The 18424-nt window shown below is 55.0% G+C and carries 12 protein-coding genes; 7 read left to right on the top strand and 5 right to left on the bottom strand.

Features of this window, described 5'->3' with window-relative positions; genetic code table 11:
- Positions 1-5: 5 nt before the first annotated feature.
- Together KP003_RS03005 and KP003_RS03000 are read right to left on the bottom strand one after the other, a co-directional pair.
- On the bottom strand, positions 6-263 hold the full coding sequence (locus tag KP003_RS03005) for a hypothetical protein (RefSeq protein WP_239027599.1): 258 nt from the start codon (positions 261-263) through the stop codon (positions 6-8).
- Positions 260-1099, bottom strand: a complete 840-nt coding sequence (locus KP003_RS03000) for a DNA/RNA non-specific endonuclease (RefSeq protein WP_239027598.1) — start codon at positions 1097-1099, stop codon at positions 260-262. The genes KP003_RS03005 and KP003_RS03000 overlap by 4 nt, the downstream gene beginning before the upstream one ends.
- Positions 1100-1206: 107 nt before the next feature.
- On the opposite strand from KP003_RS03000, the gene KP003_RS02995 reads away from it, so the two are divergent.
- From KP003_RS02995 to KP003_RS02970, 6 genes are all read left to right on the top strand, one after another.
- Positions 1207-2799 carry a DNA primase family protein gene (locus KP003_RS02995; protein WP_217300321.1) on the top strand — a complete coding sequence of 531 codons (1593 nt, stop codon included), beginning with the start codon at positions 1207-1209 and terminating at the stop codon, positions 2797-2799.
- Between the two features lie 83 nt (positions 2800-2882).
- On the top strand, positions 2883-3980 hold the full coding sequence (locus tag KP003_RS02990) for a DUF7146 domain-containing protein (RefSeq protein ID WP_217300320.1): 1098 nt from the start codon (positions 2883-2885) through the stop codon (positions 3978-3980).
- A complete protein-coding gene (locus tag KP003_RS02985; protein ID WP_217300319.1) occupies positions 3977-7582 on the top strand; it encodes a hypothetical protein in 3606 nt (1201 codons plus the stop codon). The genes KP003_RS02990 and KP003_RS02985 overlap by 4 nt, the downstream gene beginning before the upstream one ends.
- 433 nt (positions 7583-8015) lie before the next feature.
- Complete coding sequence (locus KP003_RS02980; RefSeq protein ID WP_217300318.1) at positions 8016-8768, top strand: hypothetical protein; 753 nt, start codon at positions 8016-8018, stop codon at positions 8766-8768.
- Entirely contained in the window at positions 8752-9417 is a 666-nt protein-coding gene (locus KP003_RS02975) for a hypothetical protein (RefSeq protein ID WP_217300317.1), read from the top strand. The genes KP003_RS02980 and KP003_RS02975 overlap by 17 nt, the downstream gene beginning before the upstream one ends.
- Before the next feature lie 6 nt (positions 9418-9423).
- Positions 9424-9855, top strand: coding sequence for a hypothetical protein (locus tag KP003_RS02970; protein ID WP_217300316.1), 432 nt, complete (start codon positions 9424-9426; stop codon positions 9853-9855).
- A gap of 79 nt (positions 9856-9934) precedes the next feature.
- On the opposite strand, the gene KP003_RS02965 is transcribed toward KP003_RS02970, so the two are convergent.
- Positions 9935-10735 (bottom strand): hypothetical protein, encoded by an 801-nt coding sequence (locus KP003_RS02965; RefSeq protein WP_217300315.1) that lies wholly within the window; start codon positions 10733-10735, stop codon positions 9935-9937.
- On the bottom strand, positions 10732-11571 hold the full coding sequence (locus KP003_RS02960) for a sigma-70 family RNA polymerase sigma factor (protein WP_217300314.1): 840 nt from the start codon (positions 11569-11571) through the stop codon (positions 10732-10734). The genes KP003_RS02965 and KP003_RS02960 overlap by 4 nt, the downstream gene beginning before the upstream one ends.
- Positions 11572-11973: 402 nt before the next feature.
- On the opposite strand from KP003_RS02960, the gene KP003_RS02955 reads away from it, so the two are divergent.
- Positions 11974-12756 carry a hypothetical protein gene (locus KP003_RS02955; protein WP_217300313.1) on the top strand — a complete coding sequence of 261 codons (783 nt, stop codon included), beginning with the start codon at positions 11974-11976 and terminating at the stop codon, positions 12754-12756.
- Between the two features lie 257 nt (positions 12757-13013).
- Here KP003_RS02955 and KP003_RS02950 read toward each other — a convergent pair whose 3' ends face one another.
- The gene (locus tag KP003_RS02950; RefSeq protein WP_217300312.1) at positions 13014-18398 is read right to left on the bottom strand and encodes a DEAD/DEAH box helicase; all 5385 of its coding nucleotides are present in this window, start codon (positions 18396-18398) and stop codon (positions 13014-13016) included.
- Positions 18399-18424: the final 26 nt, after the last annotated feature.

Here is an 18424-nt window from a genome sequence, read left to right as displayed (position 1 = left end):
TTCCATCACGCAAACGGGTTGTGAACCGTTTCGACCTTGGCCATCTCCACCTTGTCCGGAAGGTCTGATTTTTCGAGTTGTTCGACAACGTGGTCGAGAAGCCTCTTCATCTCTCGCGCGGCCTCCAACCCTCCCTTGTCCTTCCACAGGTCTATCGAGCCGTACACGCTGACTCGGTCCAACCGATTTTCGATGGTCAGGCCCGCGATCTGTATGCAGTCAGCCTCATTCTGGTATGGCGAAAATCCCTTTTCGATCATCATCGTCCTCCCTTCTGCCGTCGTTCTTTGTAGGACTTGGGTTCCGGTAGCCGCATCATCCTAGCCTTGACCGACTCGCTTGCCGCCGGAAAAACATTGATGCCAGCAATCCTTTCCAGCTCAGCAATGGATATTTTCTGAGGCTGGGCATCGGCGGCATTGTCGATCAGGTACGCACCGGCCTCCCTACGGGAAGGATCGTACACGGCCTTGTAGAGCTTCGTTGGAACCATCACTGCCCCGCCGATGCGCTGCACCTCCCCCTGATAAATGGGGCCAGTCACTACGTAGATGTCACCCCGATCCTTGGCGAGCTTACGGACGGCTGACTCGATAGCCTCCCACGGTCCCCGGTTGTTTTCCGGGTTCTGCGGAACCATGTTAGCGAGCGAAAAGCACTCCTGCTGCGACTGTAAATCCGGCATGTCCTTCGACGGTGCTACGTGTCCCCGATCATATCCAGACCTGGCGTAATGATGCAGCTCGGCCCGCTCTGATGCTGGGATGTTCGGATCAGGGAAGAACTTGCTCTGCCGTTTGAGGCCCCTGCCCTGAAGCATCCGCTCTCGGGTCAGGTGCTCGGCCGAGTAAAGCGGCGTCCGGGTGACCCCGGAGTGCTTGACGGCATAGCCGGAGTAGCAAACCTCCCGAGCTTTCACGGTCATCTTCTGGTTCATGATCTCGGGGGCCTCACCGCCGGCAAAATGGTCAGGACAAGAGGTGGGCGACCCAAATGCCGTAGAGGCTGCCAGCACCGCCCCGCAAATAAGCATCATGCCCCAGTGGAAGGGGTGAAGCGTGTGGAGGGTGTGCGGCATCCACAGATTTCTGCTTTTCATGTGTGGTCCTCGTAAAAGTGGCGCCTGCAAGAATTCTGCTGCGGACTTTAAGAAATGCTCGCACTGCGTCCGTAGGTTTCTGAGAAATACCTACGGAGGAGGCAGCAATGACAAGAAAAGGGAAAGAGGATCAGAGGATACCAGAGCATGAAAAAATCTTCAATCCAGGGGTTGATTATGCCGGGGATACCGAGCCCGACCAAGGACCGGAACTGCCCCCCGACATTCTGATAACGCAGTATGGGAACGCTGAACGGCTCGTCTTTTACTTCGCTGGTCTTATTGCCTATTTCCATGCGGAGAGGATCTGGTTGCGCTGGGTCGATACGCACTGGGCTCGCGATTCTTACAACTCCGTTGTTAAATTGGTCGTTCAATCCATACGGAACATCATCACTGTTGAAATCCCCTGGCTTAAATACCTGCATAAAAAGGCCAAAGACGAAGGTAAAGCCTATGATTTGGTACTCCCCGGCCAGGGATGGATTGAAAAAAGTCTCAGTCGGTCCAGTATCAAGGCGACCGCAGATCTCGCGGCCTCTCTTCTCCCTCTTGAGGTCGAACTGGACAGTCACAAATATCTCCTGAACGTCCCGAACGGTACGATCGAACTCAAGACCGGAGAGCTGCGTCCCCATAACCAGAAAGACTACATCACCAAGCTCGCCCCCGTATCCTTCGATCGTGACGCAGCATGCCCAAAGTTCTTGAAGTTACTGGAGCGTGCATTCCCCGAGAACCCTGCCGGTATCCGCTTCATCCAGAAGCTTCTGGGCTACGCGCTGACCGGGGATGTGTCGGAAAAGCGCTTTTTTATTTTCTGGGGGGCCGCCGGCAATAACGGGAAAACCCTAATTTTCAACGTGATCCGCTCTATCCTCGGAGCTTGCTACCGGGTCCAGCTATCTAGCGAATCTCTCGTCAGCGGCCGGATCAACAGTATCCGGTCCGACCTCGCCAAGCTCAAAGGCTACCGATTCGTTACGGCCTCCGAGACCGACAAGAAGTACCAGTTTAACGAGGCCCTGATCAAGGTGCTGACAGGTGGGGATACGCTCACCGCCCGCCACCCGCACGAGAAGGAGATCGAGTTCGAGCCCGAGCTGAAACTGTTTCTGGGCACTAACCCCAAGCCGGAGTTCACGGTGTCGGACGATGCCATGATGAACCGGGTCTGCATCATCCCTTTCAAGGTTTCCATCCCCCCCGAGGAGCAGAACAAGAACCTCACGCAAGAACTGATTGCGGAGGAGGCGTCCGGCATCCTCGCCTGGATGGTCCAAGGCGCCGTGCTCTGGGCGCGGGAGGGCCTGGGAGAAAACCCGTTCGACCAGCAGGAGGCGGCGGTCATTAAGCACGTCGTCAAACTGGAGCAGTTCCTAGTGGACTGCTGCGACCGCGGTGATAAGAACAACAAAACCTCGGCGTCAGAACTTCTCAAAGCCTATAACGCTTACAAGAACGACAAGGACGACCCCACCCCTGACTCCAATGACAAAGAGTTCGCCGCGCTCCTGGATGAGGCCGGGATCAGCTCAAAGTCGACAAACAAGGGCAAGATGCGGCTCGGAATTACGCTCAACAAATACGGGCAGCGGTTGCTCCAGGCCGCCATCAGTGATCAACCCAAGGCATCCGCTAAGGACGTGAAGGGTGTTGACGGTGTTAAGAGTGAATCGGCAGAAAAATCCGTTGAATAGGATTTGGGGGTGCTCCATTCCGGGGGCATCCCCATTTTCGTTCTTTTTGGGGTCCAGCATCATAACAGCACTAGAGGTGAAATATGCGTCAAATCGATACAGCATTACTTAAAAAGCGGGTCGGCAAGCGCTGGCTTACGCTGTTGGAGGACATCACCAGCGAACTCTATGAGGCCATCCATCACCACGGCCGGCACGTCGCCTGCCCTGTCCATAACGGTAGGAACGGTGACGGCTTCCGCCTGTTTCCTGATGCCGAAACCACCGGCGGTGGCGTCTGCAACACCTGCGGGAAGTTCCACGATGGCATCGCGCTGTTGATGTGGCTCAAGGGGTGGTCGTTCCTGGAGGCCGTAGATGCTATCGAGGAGTGGCTCATGGACCAGGAGGAGCTGGGTCTGAACCGTGACGAAGATTGCGTTCCACCAGCTGCATCAGCGACGCCGGAGAACCGCTCCTGGGTCGCCACTTATATCGATCGCACCCTAGACCGTACCGTCTTTGCACACCCCCGTCTGGATGCCTATTACCGGCACCGCGGTCTGAGCATTCCTCCGTCACCCGTCCTCGGCCTCGTTCATAATGAGAGGTACAAGGACGATTTCGAAGACGACTATCTCCCCGCCATGGTGGGCTTTTTCCAAGCCCCCGACGGGGAGGTCGTCTGCGTTCACCGCACCTTCCTTGACTCTGGTGGCACCGGGAAAGCAGACGTTGACCACCCCAAGAAGTTCTCCCCTGTTCTTTTCCGTGGCGGTCTGACCGGGGCGGCGATCCGCCTACGTGACCACAGCGAAGTTCTCGGCGTCAGCGAGGGCATCGAGACCGCCGAGGCTGTGTACCAGGCGACCGGCATCCCCACCTGGGCCTGCGGCTCCGCCCACGGCCTGGAATCATTCATCCCCCCTGAAGGTGTAACCAAGATAGCTATCTGGGCTGACCACGACCAGCACGGTGTAGGACAGCTAGCGGGGGCGCGCCTGGCACAGCGGCTGTACGACATGGGGATTACGGTCAAACTGCTGATCCCTCGCGAGCTGGATCAGGATTGGCTGGATGTCTTGCTGTGCTACGACAAACAGCGGTTGCGAGACGCTGCTCGTCGGGCACGCGCATACACCATAAGCAGGTCCAATCGTGCGTTGCCCTCCTTAGATGAGCTGGCGGAGGTGCTGTCATGAGCGATACGAGTAGCCTAGGGGCATTGGCCGAGAAATACTCGGATCTTTTCCGGGTTGCTGCCCGTCGGCAAAGGCAGAAATCATATGACATCGTCTATTTCGGATCTCTCGATGCCGAGTGGTACCGGGACCCGGTAGATGAAAAGAAAAACGTGCTCTTATCTCACCAGATCGCCGCCTGTTCGACGGCTGGCGTCGGGGCCAACACCATCTACTTTGCCCGTGAAGGGGCACGTCCAGACATGAAAACCATCGCGGAGCAGTTGATCCGCTCGGTAAATGGCGGGGAATTTCCAGAAGACCATCACCGGAAGCGAACTCTCATATGCCTCTCATGCCACAACACCACAGCTGAGGGTTCCATCCTCGATGACCGGGACCAGCAGCACATCGGTGATGCGATCGGGCTGGTCCATAAGTTACCCGTCACCTTGTCACATCCAGTCCAAGTGACGTTGCCAGGGTATAGCCTCGTTGACATAAGACTATTCGACACAATGCTCCTGGCGCCCGCTACCCACCGCAGCCTGAAGAAGCTCTCTTCACTCCTTGGGTCCGACGGTGAGATGAAGTTGACCATAAGTCAGCGGTACTTGGAGGATATGCGGCTCTTGCTGCAAGAGGATCGGGAAGGGTTCGTGAATTACGCCCTAAAGGACACTGAAGCGACACTCAAGCTGTTTTGTCTGTTGCAGCAGTCCCTCAACGAACTGGCCTATAAGGGCCGGGTGCGGAAGTTATTCATCACTCTTGCCAACGCTGCCATGAGCTCCTTCATTCACGAGAACGAATGGCACACGAAGTACCTTAAGAAGCTCAACAGTGCCCGCTACACTGATGCTCGTTGGCTGGTGAAGCGGGCCTATTATGGCGGGCGGAATGAAGGGCTTCTGAAAGGCAGGACCAGCTTTTACGAGGCGACTCACGACAAAACCTGGCTTGACGTTGATCTGACCGGCTGCTACCCGAGCGTTATGTCCCGAGTCCCCCGTATCGACTTAGATAAGGCCTATGAGCTACGCCTACCAAATTATCATATCGATGAAGAGAGAGTCGCAAAGCTGGTGGCCGACAACGTGCCGTTACAGATGGCGAAAGAGGCTCGCGACGCCCTCCTTGTATCCAGAGAGCAGTTCGAGGCAACCCTTAGAACCATGCCAAAGGTGGCGGCACAGCGCATCCGAGAGGGAGCTCTGGTCTATGACAACACCATGATCAATCGCTGGTACAACGAGTGGCAGCGGGCAAAGAGCAATCCTGACGCAGAGCGGGCCCGTGTCATTCTTCCAGGCTTTGCACAGGTTCAGTTCCACTTCAAAGAGAAGCCTCCACTGTACCCCTGCCTCCATGTGCACCACTGCAAGTACGGCTTGGTCTACACCCTGAAAGGCAGCACCACCGCCACTCACATGGAAATCATGCTGGCCCTCGATGCTGGTGCGCGGGTCGACGCCATCTGGAGTTTAGAACTGCCGATAGAACGAGATGAGGGGGGCGAGCCTGTTCTCTACATGCAGGATTACCTGACCAGACTGGCAACGGAACGCAAGAAGTTCAAAGACGCATACGCTGCGCACAAGGACCCGTCCGACTCCGTTTACGAGAAGCTACTTAAGGAGTTCATGAACTCCCTGTATGGCAAGTTCGCCCAGGCGGTGAACCCTCGCAAAACATGTGACATCTCCAATTTCACAATGAACCGCCTGGAACCATCTAAAGTATCTGATCCGGTAGTGGCCGCATTGACCACAGGTACAGCCCGGGCCGTACTCTCCTCCCTGCTTTTGGGGGTCGAACACTTTAACGAGGGCAAGTCACAACCGCAGCGGATCGACGTCGCCAGTTGTACAACTGACGGCTTGCTGGTCGGGGTACCATCGCCGAAAGGGTATTCCGTGCTGCAAAAATACTACGAATTGATAGACATACGTCGTGACGTAGAGGCAAAGGGTAAGAACTACCATGTAGTCAGGATGCGGGACAAGCAAGAGGACATGGTCGATTGGTCAGCACCAGCCGTCCTAAATGATCAGGCATTCGGAGCGCAAGGACTGCTGGAGATACTGGGCACCTTCCTGCCGATTCGGCTCTTCCGCCATGCCCGCAAAGAGTTGGTTAAAAATGCAGAGTACCTGGAGATAAAAGGGATGGCAGATGATGTCGTGGCGGTCAAGAGCCGGGGGCAGATTGGGATAGTCACAGCCGAAACCGATGATGGCCCTGTAGAGTGTGTATCGATATTGGCCAAGTTCTCCGTGAAACCGCCCGTCCAAGATATCGAGCCGGACAAGGAGGAATTCCGTTTCATTTTAGATAACGAGGGGGTTAAGAAGCAGGTGGATGGGTCTTACCTGCTGGATCACTTTATGGCCACAGAGGAGGGGCGGGACGAGATCGTGACCTACACGCTCTACTCATTGCCGAGCTTCGGGAAGATCATGAAGAGCAACGGCACTTTAGACTTGGTCCAACTGAAGGCCGAACGCAAGCTAAACTGCGACTTCGACTACAAGCGGCAGCCCCTTCTACGGCAAGAGAGCCTGTACACGGGCGGGTACCTCTACACGCCTCCATATACCCTGCCGTTCCCCTCGTTGTCGGCGATGAAGGGGCATCGGTACCAAGCTGACAACATACGGAAGGCGGGCCGCGTTGCACGCCCAAATGAGGTGGCAGATCGCGTCCGGATGCGAGGGCGCCGATCCCGATCGAGCAAGGGAGAAGCCGACAGGGCAGTCCGGATGCTGTTAATCGCCATTTTACAAGGGATTCTGCCCACATCCTGTGCTACTGGCGACTACCCCGGCAAGGTTGCGATACTAAACGAAGTATGGGCGCTGCTGCCAAAACAGCTGCAGCAAAAGCGAGAATGCTGGAGCGTAAACGACCTGAAGAATTTCAAGAGGGCTGAATTTGAGTGCCACTGCGTCTCCCGATACGAGGCCCTCACCAACCTGGTAACGGTTCTGTGCGAGCGGTTCGGGGTAGAGCCCACCGCCGCCTGCTCCTTAATCTTTGACCAAGAACAGCTCAATCTGGCTTTGATCGTCGAGGTAGTGAAGGCGGTTTTGCACGGTCAGTATATGGAGCCGTTTACCACGCTTTCCGGAATGGGCCTGCTACCTGGCCGGCAGGACCTTCTGCAGCACCTATCACCGCCCCTGACACCCGAGATCCTTATCGCCTGCGAGAAAGCGTCCTTCGTCCCCGGCAAGCGACCGACTCGTGATCGCGACGAAATAGCCCGACTATTTAGGCGCATCCGCATCCCACCCAAGTACGTTACGGCCTGTGCCTCGGTCCTCATTGAGCCCCCCAAGGAATTCGAACGCTCCCAAAGAGCCAAGGTCAGCAACGTTGTCCTAGAAAGCGTGACCAGTTGTGTATTGCAACCGGACTTCCCCACCCGCCCCGCCCATGCCTGGATCATATCGGTTTTACGGCCATTCGGTCTCTCGGACGAAATGTTTCTCGACCTCAAGCGGCAGCGTTTCATCCCGCATCGCGTTACTGATACAGGTCGAAACCGTACCGAAATAATGAAACTGTGCCAGGCCTTGAGGGTGGACGTGTCGCTGGTCCAGACGACTGTTATCGACTAGTAGAAATAGGGCCTACAGAAAAAGAAGTTGTAGACCGCAAGAAGTCTTACCAAATCTTCCGTATGTTCTCCTTATGGTAACCACATTTCCACATCCCCCCATCTATTCGGTCTTGGATAACGGCATCGATCTCTCATTCAGAGAGGTCGTGCCGTTTTTGGGCAGCCGACCTTATCGGTATCGGTCTGTTACTTTGGCCGAGCTTGTTGCTACATACCACCACGCTAAGAAGTGCAACTCTGTCAGCACCCCCTTTTACTTAGCGGCTCTAGTCGTGCTGGGCAGTGAAGAAGAATCACGTCATGCGATCCGGCTCAAGACCAACACCAAACTGCGCTTCATAAAGCTTAGCGTGAAAAACGCCGCAACATGCGCACAACAGGCCGTAAATCGCTGCATTAAACAACGGCATAACCAGGAAGGAGGTGAAATTATGAATGAAGACACAACCCAAGCAATGCCCGACATCTATGCGCCAGTCAAACGACTTCTGGGCCTTCCTGAGGGGAATCCCGTAGAGTACAGCTATCCTGTAACGGACTGGGTTATTGCCCAAGCTGTAAATCCCCACTGCCGCCTGTACTTGGAAACCCTAGCCTCTGATGGCCCCATCTACACCTGGCAGCTCAGTCAGGTCCTAGACGAAATCAAGAGCGATTATCCGGACGACAGTAAGTTGGTGATCCAGCAGCTACTTGCGGGGCAATGCCAAGAGCACCTATCAGCCTTATCCCTTAACGGGATAGGACACAAGCTTCGGATTACCACTGTGAACCCTGCCGGTATAAAGCTGAGCATGGCCGCCCTAAGATTCGAGGTGATGGTCCGCGAGAATGGGACGACAAAGCTGTTGGGACACCTCAACGAACGAGACCCCGAGACAGGAGGGGCCGTAGTGACCCTGTCGACCCCCATATCCAAAGCCCGCGTGGTCGGGTGGTACAACGGGGAGACCTCTACCTTACATGTTTCCTGCCTACGGGATAAAGACGGTGGGGTCGACTTCACGACTACCTTTGCTCTCGATAGCAATATGGTAGTTAGCCACTATGAGGTATTGAGGCGACTTCACGAGGACCGGGAGAGGTTCCAGAAACTTCTCGATGCATCGGATTCATTTCTGGAGGTAGACCCCTTCAGGCAACTTAAAAGAGAAAAGGAACAAACTTATGGAAACAACCATTAGACCTGGCGAGGTAGCAGAATGCCACGTCCAGAACGGATTCAGTTGCCTCATCAACGCAAGCAAGGTCTTGATGGCAGGCAACCCGTCTGCCATCAAGGGGCTGTCGAATCTGCAGCAGCTACCTCCGTTCGATATCGCGGCGCAGTCCCCGAGGGGATATAAAGGACGTCCGTTCAACCCGGCCTGCATGGGCTTCCGTCGCGACCGCTACAACGTATCTATCGCGGTGGCCGCTCCTGAGTTGGTCCCCACTGTCATCCCGATCAAACAGTTCGTCGAGATCGTGGAGCGGATGGACCATCCAACCCGACCAACAGTTGTTCTGCAGGCGTTTCAGATCCCCGGCGAGAAGGTAGAGGGGCGCGGCGAGATCCTAGCACGCCTGCTGCCGGCAAACTCCGCTATTAACGTCGTTCATGGCAACACAGGGGTTATGATCGGCAAATTGGAGGATATCAAGCTGATTGATTCCTTCCAGTTGGATCGCGCAGTCCTGACTTACTACTACATCGCCTGTAAGCTGCAGTTGGGCAGTCTTGATCGTCTGGACAAGTTGTTTTCGGCCTACACGGGACTGAGCTACTACCAGATCCCGCTGGACGACGGGCTTCAAAGTGATACAGAAAGCCCCGACTCGCTGTTCGAGTAATCACATATGGCTACCGATATCTCTACGGCAAGGATATGGTGGCAGAAGGACAAGTTGGGGCTCCACATGGTGAGCCCCAACCATCACTTCTTCATTTATGCTGAGCACCTGATTGCTATTCATCGCTCCCCAGGGGAGTATCGGTGCGTCAAGCGTCGCCACCGATATCCAGATCAGGCAATTGGGTGTCATTCAGGAGAGATTCTTGCGCGCCTCGACTACAACAGCCACCTCCCTATTTGTCAGATCACTCTGTTACTGGGTGAACCACTGCGGTCTGTAGAGCTTAGTGATGATGGAATAAAGAATGTTGTCGGATCATACATCTATTCTTTTCCAGTTCTGGAGTTCGACGCCTTCATCCGGGTAATCGATATTATGCGCCGTGATGGACAGCTCTTTGATGATATGATGCTGTTGGCTGACACCATGCCATAACAGGCATGGTGTCAGTTTTTTATATATGGGCACGGGGGACGATGAAGGCGCGAGCGCCCTTGGGACTAATTGCATTCCCTCAGGCCTCTAGGTGGCGTTGCCGGTAGTGGTCAGTGATACACCGGTAGATCGCGTCCTCCTTCAGCATAATCGATGCTCTTTTGCCCAACGACTCCGGCAGTTTGACGTGCTTTTGATATAGGTATTTTGCACATTGTTTGAGGTTGGGTCTATCTGGAAACAAGGCTTTAAATTTCAGCGTTATCTCCTGGCACACGGCATTTAGGGGCATAGGTATTCTCAACTCGACGATGGGTAGGTTGTCTGCAAGGATCTTTTCAAAGTCATCAATAATGATCGCTTTGGAGGGTCCATAGATTTTCATGTTTTTTATTCGCCCGGCGTTTCGCCTGTTATTCTCATTGGCGATGGTTTTGAGACGCCGGTCGGCTGTTGCTTCTGTCTCACTGTTTGCCTTCTCGCCGCAGCGGATACCTTCATGTACCATTGCCGCGATGTACGCCGCTCGGGCTACATCGCCCACCGCCAGCGCCTGCTTACCGTCCAGTGCCCGGAAAAATATCCATATAGCGAAGAGCATCATTACGTTGACCTCGCCGGCTTGGCTTCCCTCGTAAATGTATACCCCCACTCCTCCGCTGTTCTCATGCAGGTTTTTAAGGATATCGAGGTCGATGGTGTAGGCCACGTCCTCATCTAAATCCCATGGGTCAAGCGCGCCGATGTTCGATTCCAACTCCTCCCAGATCGTATCTCTCGCGTCTGTGGGTAGATGTGCGTGGTACTGCAGGGTTTCGATAATTGCCCGGTCCAGACTGTCCCCTATCTGGTTAGTCAACACGTTGGTTTCACCGTTCATATCATTCCTTTCTCGTAGATGGGGGTGAGACCATGTGACACAAAATTCCATCTTAGGTCATCTAGCGCCTGTTCAAGTTGCCGCCGTACCCATTCCGACCTACGCCCTAAGCTTTTTCCTATTTCTTCGACATTTTCCTCATCCCTGCCGTCTAGTCCGAACCGACGCCGTAAGATCTCCAGCGCTGTATCTGATAGTCCCGCGGACAGTAGCGTTTTCCGAATCTGGTCAAGGTCGTTAGCCCATTCGAGCGAATCCTCAGCCGACGGCATGTTATTTGGTAACATGTCTCCGATTGTTAGGGTACCTTCTGAGTCCTCGTTATTGCTGCTAATCTCGTCCAACCGGACCTCGTCCTTGAGCTGCCTGATGGCGGTAACCATGGGGATGCTTACGCCGGTAGCCGCTGATATCTCCTCCACAGAGGGCTCCCTAAGTCCACTTTTAGCTTCCTCGCCAATGAAACATCGGATGGCGTACCATTCACGTTCTGGCACTCTTATAGAGCGCCAATTCTGGTTGATATACTTGACGATAGCCTTATGAATCCAATGTTTAGCATAAGTAGACAATGCTGTATCTCGCTCCAAATCAAACTTTCTTATTGCCATCAAAAGACCTTGGGTGCCTTCCTGGATCAGATCAGCTTTGAATTCTTCTCGGCGTGAGGAATTCCCGAGGACCTTATATGCAATCTGCTTGACCAGCCACTGGTGACTCAACACCAGAGTATTCAGAGCTATTTTATATTCTGCACTATTGGGATCACTACAGGAGACCACTTCCAGCAGACTCCGCTCCCCCTGTTTTCTGTCACTGTCATTAGTCACTGTCATCTCCCCTCCTCCGTTGATATCCCCTCATCACTCCTTTGGATAAAATAAATGAAAATGATGAAGCAAATCAATATGTTATACTTGATGGTTGTTTTAATACTCCTAGACGATTAATCGCGGCTCCGGGCGTCTAAAGGGGCTTCTCGTGGAGGGAATACGAAAGCCATTTTGACAATATATATAACCCATGACATTATTTCGGGGGGGCTGGGAGGATGTATGCGGGGAGAACGGATCAGCACCGAACTCAAAAGGCGAATTTTAGCTTTACGAGAACAAGGTGTTGCCATAAAAAAAATCGCCAGGGATGAAGGGGTTGCGTATCTAACTGCCCGTCATTGGGCCAATCCTGCCAATCACGTCCCAATTCTTATGGGTTCGGACCTGCAGAGCAGGCGACAAATGACGATCTTTGAGAAGGCTGTTTTGTGTGAGTTGGCCAGAGCGTCCTCATGGCCGGTTAAAGACCTGCACTTGGACATCCAGCCCCATATCATTGAGAGAACGCGCCGGTCCGAATCGTGCCCGTCGGAGAGAAGTTGTAGGAGAGCCATTGAAGCCATTGGCCTCACGGGATACCTCCCAAGGCGCGAAGCTATCGAGGTCGGCACCCTTGCGGTGCATCTGGTCCAAGTGACTTGGGAGGAGAAAAAGTACCTTACCAACGACTATGTGCTGAAAAAAGGGAATATCCTGGTCCTGATGGAGAGACACACCGGATTCCTGCATCTCGTCAGGATCAATGCGCCATCGCCAGACTTCGTGTTATCGCAACTGAAAAGGATCAGAAAACAGTTGCAGCAGGACTTCCGCTTGCTGGCAAAGAAGGTCTGCTTTGTAACCTACAGAAAGGAAGGGGGAATTTACTCTACCGCGTTGGATATGGACATGGTTTCGTTGCAGAAATTACTTGGCGAGGCTGGGTGGGTAGTAGGCTTGGACGCACCGACCCACGGGAGAGGGACCGTGTATCTCGGTCGTTTTGCCACCAAAGGTGATCTGGGCAAACTAATCAGAAAGGCGGCGCACACCTACAATTTTGGGATCTCTCGCATTGAGACGAAAGCTGGGTCCTTCGATAGCTCCTCAAAAGTCAGTGCCAGATTGCACTCCCATCTAAAAGACTCTCTATCCAGGCTCCGAAGGAGTTCCTTTTTTCAGGACGCAATTACGCCTCCCAAATGAGCCCCCCCCGCTGCCGCCACGACCTCCGCAGTGGTCACCAAGGACGAGAACGCCTTTCTTTGGCTCGATGGTAAAATGAGCTTCTCCTTGGCCGGCTGAACGTTCAGTCCTGCCGGCCCATCGACTGGAATGGAACATCCCAAAGTTAATCCCGAGCGGAGCTCGGGATATTGTATGCTTTTCTCCAGGGCAACCGTGAAAATCAAGCGGCACCGCCTGTATCATTGTCGCCATTGGACGGCCCTATTAGAGATGTATTAAACGAACCAACTATCGTCAGACTCCAAATCACGTGCTCTCTTAATGCCTACCACTGCCTTCGCGATTTTTCTCATGTGCAAACGCATTGATACCTTGTCGAAGAGTTGCTGATACATTATTTCAACGACCTCATAATCTTTGCTTCGCAGTTCTTCCCTGATCTGCCTATCCCTGGTTGCCGTCTCTGAATTACCGTGGATATGCTTGCTCATTCCGTCAAGGTAGATGCAAACGCCAGCGTGTTGATCATTAGGCTCATGAAAGTAGACGTCTGGCCTGGTTACGATGCCGCCAGATATCGAGATTGGCTTCTCCGTCTCAAAATCATCAAAGCCCGCCGCTTCCAGAAGGGCTTTCAGCTGGGCCTCAGGAGCGTTTACCGGTTCCTTGGTTTGCGCCTCGCTCGGGAGGATAGGCGGGATGATGTGCGATCCAGCCAGGGCCATCCCCCACTCCCTAAAGCACTCTATGGCGGTGTGCCGGTTAAGGTTGTTGTGATAGAAGGAGTTTCTGAAGTGCTGCAAGCAGTCCACGCATGCCGTTTCGCACGCGGAGGCACACCCGGTTAGGATGCCTTCTGCAGCGGTGACCACATCCGGCCATCGCTTAATGATCTGATCAAGGAGTCCTGATCCCCCCGGCATGGGGTCATAGAGTAATCCATCAACCTGCTCTGCCCCCGCCTTACCAAAGACCATCACCTGAAGATCTGTAATCTCCATATCCAGAACCTCAGCTGCTCCTTGTCGTAAGGCCTCCAGGACACTGTAGGCGATCTCGCGAGAAGCACACTCCGTCAGAACCAACGCATCGGAAACGATGTCGGCATAGAAACCCACGAACTCGATCGGCCGGCCGCACCGTTCCTGATGATGGCTGCTGAAGTCAACTATCTCCGACTGGTGGCTCATGGGGGACCGACTGTGGCCACACACGAGACAGACCGGATAACCCAGTGCCGACTGACTTCTTACCCGGTTGGCTGCCCCGACGTTGACCAGCCTCATGTAGACGTTGCGCTTGAGGTGTAGCTGAGCACCACCCCAGTCATAGGCCTTCCCTCCAGAGTGCCGTCCCTGCTCGTGGCCGAAGATGGCGACAGGCATCTGAAAGCGGTAGTCCTCCTCGTCGGAAATAAATGACTGATGGGGGGCGTCCACGTCGCACATGACGATGCCGGGAATCACCTGGGCAGTGATCCCCGCAGCGGTAGTGGTATTCGTCCCGGTCTCTTGGATGGACTCACTCGTGGTATCCACAACAAAGGTGAGCGGTTCCTCCGGTTCCAAGTGGAAGCGGCGAGGGACAAACTTATGGCCATTGGCGTATATCAGGTTGCCAGGGATATATTCACGAATCGCCAGCGAGGTGCTCCGCCGCAGTTCCCAGTCTTGGATATCTGATCCATACCGCGGGGCTTCGTGGGTGATGGTTACGGCTCCGGTATCAAGCCCGTACCCGGGCAGGAAGCCCTCCGCCGCCAGCACACCATACGTGTTGGTATCATCCACGCCTTCCGCCTGGTTGGCTCTACGCCGCGCTTCCCCCTTCAGTTTCTTGACCAACCGCTCGCACCGCGCCCTCAAGGCTTCTTCGTCCGGGTCCAGTGCACCCTTGTTGGCGGCAACACCACGCAGTCGCTCCAACTGTCCTAGCGCCCATTGTAGGCGCGCGAACAGCCTGTTGACGACCTCCTGCAAGGCATCACCGAAACCATCGATGACCGCCTCCATCTGGCCCTGATCAATCACCTCCTTATCTTCGACCGGCCATCCCTGCTCAAAAGCCGCCATGACTGCTTGAAGCAGGAGGGTACGGTGTATTTGAATCACTTGAGCGACCGCGCTGACATCCATCGGGGTGGACCGCACAAAACCTTCCGGGGTGAATAACCACGGCTTAATCATTCGTGGAATGCAGGATGTAAGACTTTCTTTGATCGCATTGAGTTCCGCTTCGGGCAAAGCTGCGTCTCTGACCAACTTGAACAAGGTCGTGAGGACGGTCGCACTGGCGTGTTTGCGGATCATTACCGGGTTGCGGAGGTTAAAGCTCGGCGGTTCGACCAGCCCCTCCAACATCTTCAGAGGCTCTTTGAAGTATGCTCGGTCATGGCTGGCCGCCCGGCAATAGGTCAGATCGAGGGCCATTCGGAACTGTCGGCCCGCCCGCCCCGCCCGCTGCCAGTAATTGGCAGGAAGCGGTGGCATGTTGCGCATAAGTACGGCATCGAGCGCCCCGATGTTTACCCCCATCTCCAGCGTCGGGGTGCAGACCAGCGTATTTATCCGTTCACTGTCACTCTTGAAGGAAATTTCAATCCGCTCCCTCTCTGGCCCCGGGATCTGGGCGGAGTGCTCCTTGGCTCGCAGCATGGAGAACTCCTGGTCCAGGAACAGCAGGTCGTAGTTATCAGGATCTTCCTCTTCCCATTCCAAGGTCCCGTTGCACCGAAACGCCATACAGCTCTGCGTCGGGTTCGGGCGACTGTGCAACCGGCGACAGGTGTTACAGCGATATCGACCTTTGTGAGGTGCAAGCAACAGTTTATCTACATCCACCTGGTAAGCCCCGGTACACCTGGGAAGCGGGTTCCCCCGCGCTCCCAGAAGGGTCACCGGTACCAACAGCTCCAGATCGCGGGACAGCAGATCCCATATTTCCCGGAGGAATACTTCCGTCTGATCAGGATCTACCCCCCAGGATACCGCTGCCTGTTTCATGGCAGTGTCATAGGCACTGAACCACTGTTGAATACGGGCATCATCATGGGAGGCGTCTCGTTGGAACACCAGCCCCTTGGGGACGTCCCTCATCATGGCGACGTAACCCCGTTGTATTTCCTTGGCCCCCTCAATCCAGAACCTGCTAAAAATCTTGGTCACATTATCGTGGATGATCTTACGGGAACGGGCGCTATCCAGTAAGGATGCGATCCCATCTGCCAACTCGCTCGCCTTGCACCCCAGCCGATCAGCCCATTTGAGGATGCAGGGGTGTTCAGGGACCAGTCCCTGGTACTCCACTCGCATCCGCCCCCACGGTTCCAAACCGATCCTCTGCCGGGCTCCCAAGGCTAACTCCCGAACGAGCTGAGCCCGTAGGTACCACTTCCGTTCCATTCCGTGGGCTTGCCCCGTACCCGTCTTGGGCTCTACGCGCCAGACCTCGGGAATCAATGCCCGTGACAGCTCGTCGTCTCCATCCAGCAGTTGATCCATCCACAGAGTCAAATCACCTACAGAGATCCTGTCCTCACGGATTTTTTTATAAAGCAGATCTCTAAGGCGGTAGCGGCGGGAGCGATCTTGCATCCACCCCGCCTGGAATGCTGCATCTTGTCGGTTATCTGCGAAGACCAGCAGGCGCCTCCGTTCGGCTCTGTGAATCATGCTCTGGGCGAGGACGTGGACGTCCGCCACTGTCGTGGCCCGAACAGGTCGTGCCGGCTCTCGATACTGTCCAACAAAACGGCGTCCGGTGGCGTTGCAGGAAATGCATTTCGACAATTGGCCTGGGTGATCATTGTGCTGCTGAATGAAGTGAAGTGGTGCTAGGACTTTCTCCCTGCCGCACCCTAGACACTGAGCCTTGTCCTCATCGTGAACTGCACCACAGTAACGACAAACGAACAGGGTATAGGTCCTGGCCGGGGCTTCGTCATCTGGATCACTACCGACCTGATGATCGAGGGACAATGCCCTGATCCCGCCATGTGGCACTTCTAGCGGTCGCCAGTAACGGCTATCCCCCTCTGCAATCCCACCTCCGGGGGTTCGATCCGTGAACAAGAAGTCTTCGAGGGCATGCTCAAAATAGTGCTGGCCGCAAGTCGTGCAGCTCATGACAGGAAACCGGAACAGATCTGGGGTAGCCCCCAGTGCGTCCTCCGCTGAGAGCCAGAGCCGAGCCTTCCGATCCGGCTCTGGGAATGTCACTACAGCACCGCTCACCCCTCTGACGAAGCCGTGGACTACGGGACGTAGTAAGGGGCGGGTGTCCTGGCGGGATGCGGCTCCGAGAGCCAACCAAATGAGGATCTCTTCTTCACTTATCTTCCGGCCGAGTGCTGCCGACAGCTCTTCCAAGAGATTAACCAGCGCTCTCGGATGACGGAGTTTCTCTGCGATTTGGTATACAACCTCGTTATGGCTCAGCCAGGTGTGGAGCGCCTTGCGCCAATCCCCATCCCCCAGCTTGCTGCCCGTCGCAGACTGAAACCAAATCCGCAGAGCCTGGATCTCTGCCGCAGTGGCGTCCTCCCGATCCACACGGCTGAGAACATCCAGCAGTGTCTGAAGCTGCACACTTTGGTCCCCACTAAGGGGGCCATTGGCGGTGCGGGTCTCTCCCCATATATCAGACTCATAGGACTCGCCTACGAGTTCCACGTCAGCACCGGTCACTCCGAAAAAACGGCTGGCAAAGACTCTGCCTGCCTCCAGACCGTTAACCGGGTCGGCGATCGTGGCGGACGTGGCTATGCAGGTGGTACTGCTCTCGCTTTTTCCACAGTATGCCCGTAGCCGGCGGATCAGACAGGCAGTCTCTGCCCCCTGGGCGCCGGTAAAGGTGTGAGCCTCATCGAAGACCATGAATTCCAAGCGGGCGTTGTCGAACAGCTCCAAGTCTTTCTGCCGAGTGAGGAGCAATTCCAACTGCTTCACGTTGGTGAGCAGGATGCGGGGTTGCTTGCCCGGCGTTCGCATCGTTTCACGGGAAACGCATTCTTCAGGCGGATGGACGGCTACGTCGAGCTTCTTCTTTTGCACCTCTGCCAGCTTTGCTCGGTAATCCGCTACACTGCTGCCCGGCGGTAGGCGCAGCCCGGTGACGTTCGACTCGGAGTCAGGGGTCTTGCCGACGTACATGCCGAAGGAAATACCGGTCCCAGCTAACAATTCGCGCATTCGCAAGAGTTGGTCTTCCGCCAGGGCATTCATAGGGTAGACGATGACCGCGGTGATCCCAGCGGGTTCTTCCGCGTCCCGGAGTTCCAGGCACCTACTGATGATAGGAAACAGGAAGCATTCAGTTTTCCCGGACCCGGTCCCTGTCGCAACCAAGGTAGTTCGGCCCGCCCGGATTGACCGGATAGCCTGCTCCTGATGTCCGTAGACGGTCGGATAAGGTGATAGTTGATGAATGTGAGGGTGCAAAATACCCTCAGTGATCAGTTGATCAATGGAGGCCCCTTGGCGGAAGGTTCGGGAAAGTGAGATGAACGGTCCCTTAAGCAGCGGAGTTGCACGGGTGTGCTCCAGATTCAGGAGGGTACGCATCTGGTCATAGAGGGACTGGTCCGCGAAGGCATAGGTGCTCAGCTGGTATCGCAAAAAGTCGCTTACAACCTGCTCTGTATAGGTGATCGGATTCAGCATGGATGGGTATCCCCCCGCAAGCATTC

This window comes from Geomonas diazotrophica (genome assembly GCF_019063885.1).
In the GTDB taxonomy this organism is placed as follows: Bacteria; Desulfobacterota; Desulfuromonadia; order Geobacterales; family Geobacteraceae; genus Geomonas; species Geomonas diazotrophica.
The sequence above is the reverse complement of the archived record's forward strand: the minus strand, read 5'-3'. Positions and strand labels throughout refer to the sequence as shown.

Bases quoted from the DNA above. Each gene is read 5' to 3' on its own strand.
- KP003_RS03005 (WP_239027599.1), bottom strand. From the start codon at position 263: ATGATGATCGAAAAGGGATTTTCGCCATACCAGAATGAGGCTGACTGC.
- KP003_RS03000 (WP_239027598.1), bottom strand. From the start codon at position 1,099: ATGAAAAGCAGAAATCTGTGGATGCCGCACACCCTCCACACGCTTCAC.
- KP003_RS02995 (WP_217300321.1), top strand. From the start codon at position 1,207: ATGACAAGAAAAGGGAAAGAGGATCAGAGGATACCAGAGCATGAAAAA.
- KP003_RS02990 (WP_217300320.1), top strand. From the start codon at position 2,883: ATGCGTCAAATCGATACAGCATTACTTAAAAAGCGGGTCGGCAAGCGC.
- KP003_RS02985 (WP_217300319.1), top strand. From the start codon at position 3,977: ATGAGCGATACGAGTAGCCTAGGGGCATTGGCCGAGAAATACTCGGAT.
- KP003_RS02980 (WP_217300318.1), top strand. From the start codon at position 8,016: ATGAATGAAGACACAACCCAAGCAATGCCCGACATCTATGCGCCAGTC.
- KP003_RS02975 (WP_217300317.1), top strand. From the start codon at position 8,752: ATGGAAACAACCATTAGACCTGGCGAGGTAGCAGAATGCCACGTCCAG.
- KP003_RS02970 (WP_217300316.1), top strand. From the start codon at position 9,424: ATGGCTACCGATATCTCTACGGCAAGGATATGGTGGCAGAAGGACAAG.
- KP003_RS02965 (WP_217300315.1), bottom strand. From the start codon at position 10,735: ATGAACGGTGAAACCAACGTGTTGACTAACCAGATAGGGGACAGTCTG.
- KP003_RS02960 (WP_217300314.1), bottom strand. From the start codon at position 11,571: ATGACAGTGACTAATGACAGTGACAGAAAACAGGGGGAGCGGAGTCTG.
- KP003_RS02955 (WP_217300313.1), top strand. From the start codon at position 11,974: ATGACGATCTTTGAGAAGGCTGTTTTGTGTGAGTTGGCCAGAGCGTCC.
- KP003_RS02950 (WP_217300312.1), bottom strand. From the start codon at position 18,398: ATGCTGAATCCGATCACCTATACAGAGCAGGTTGTAAGCGACTTTTTG.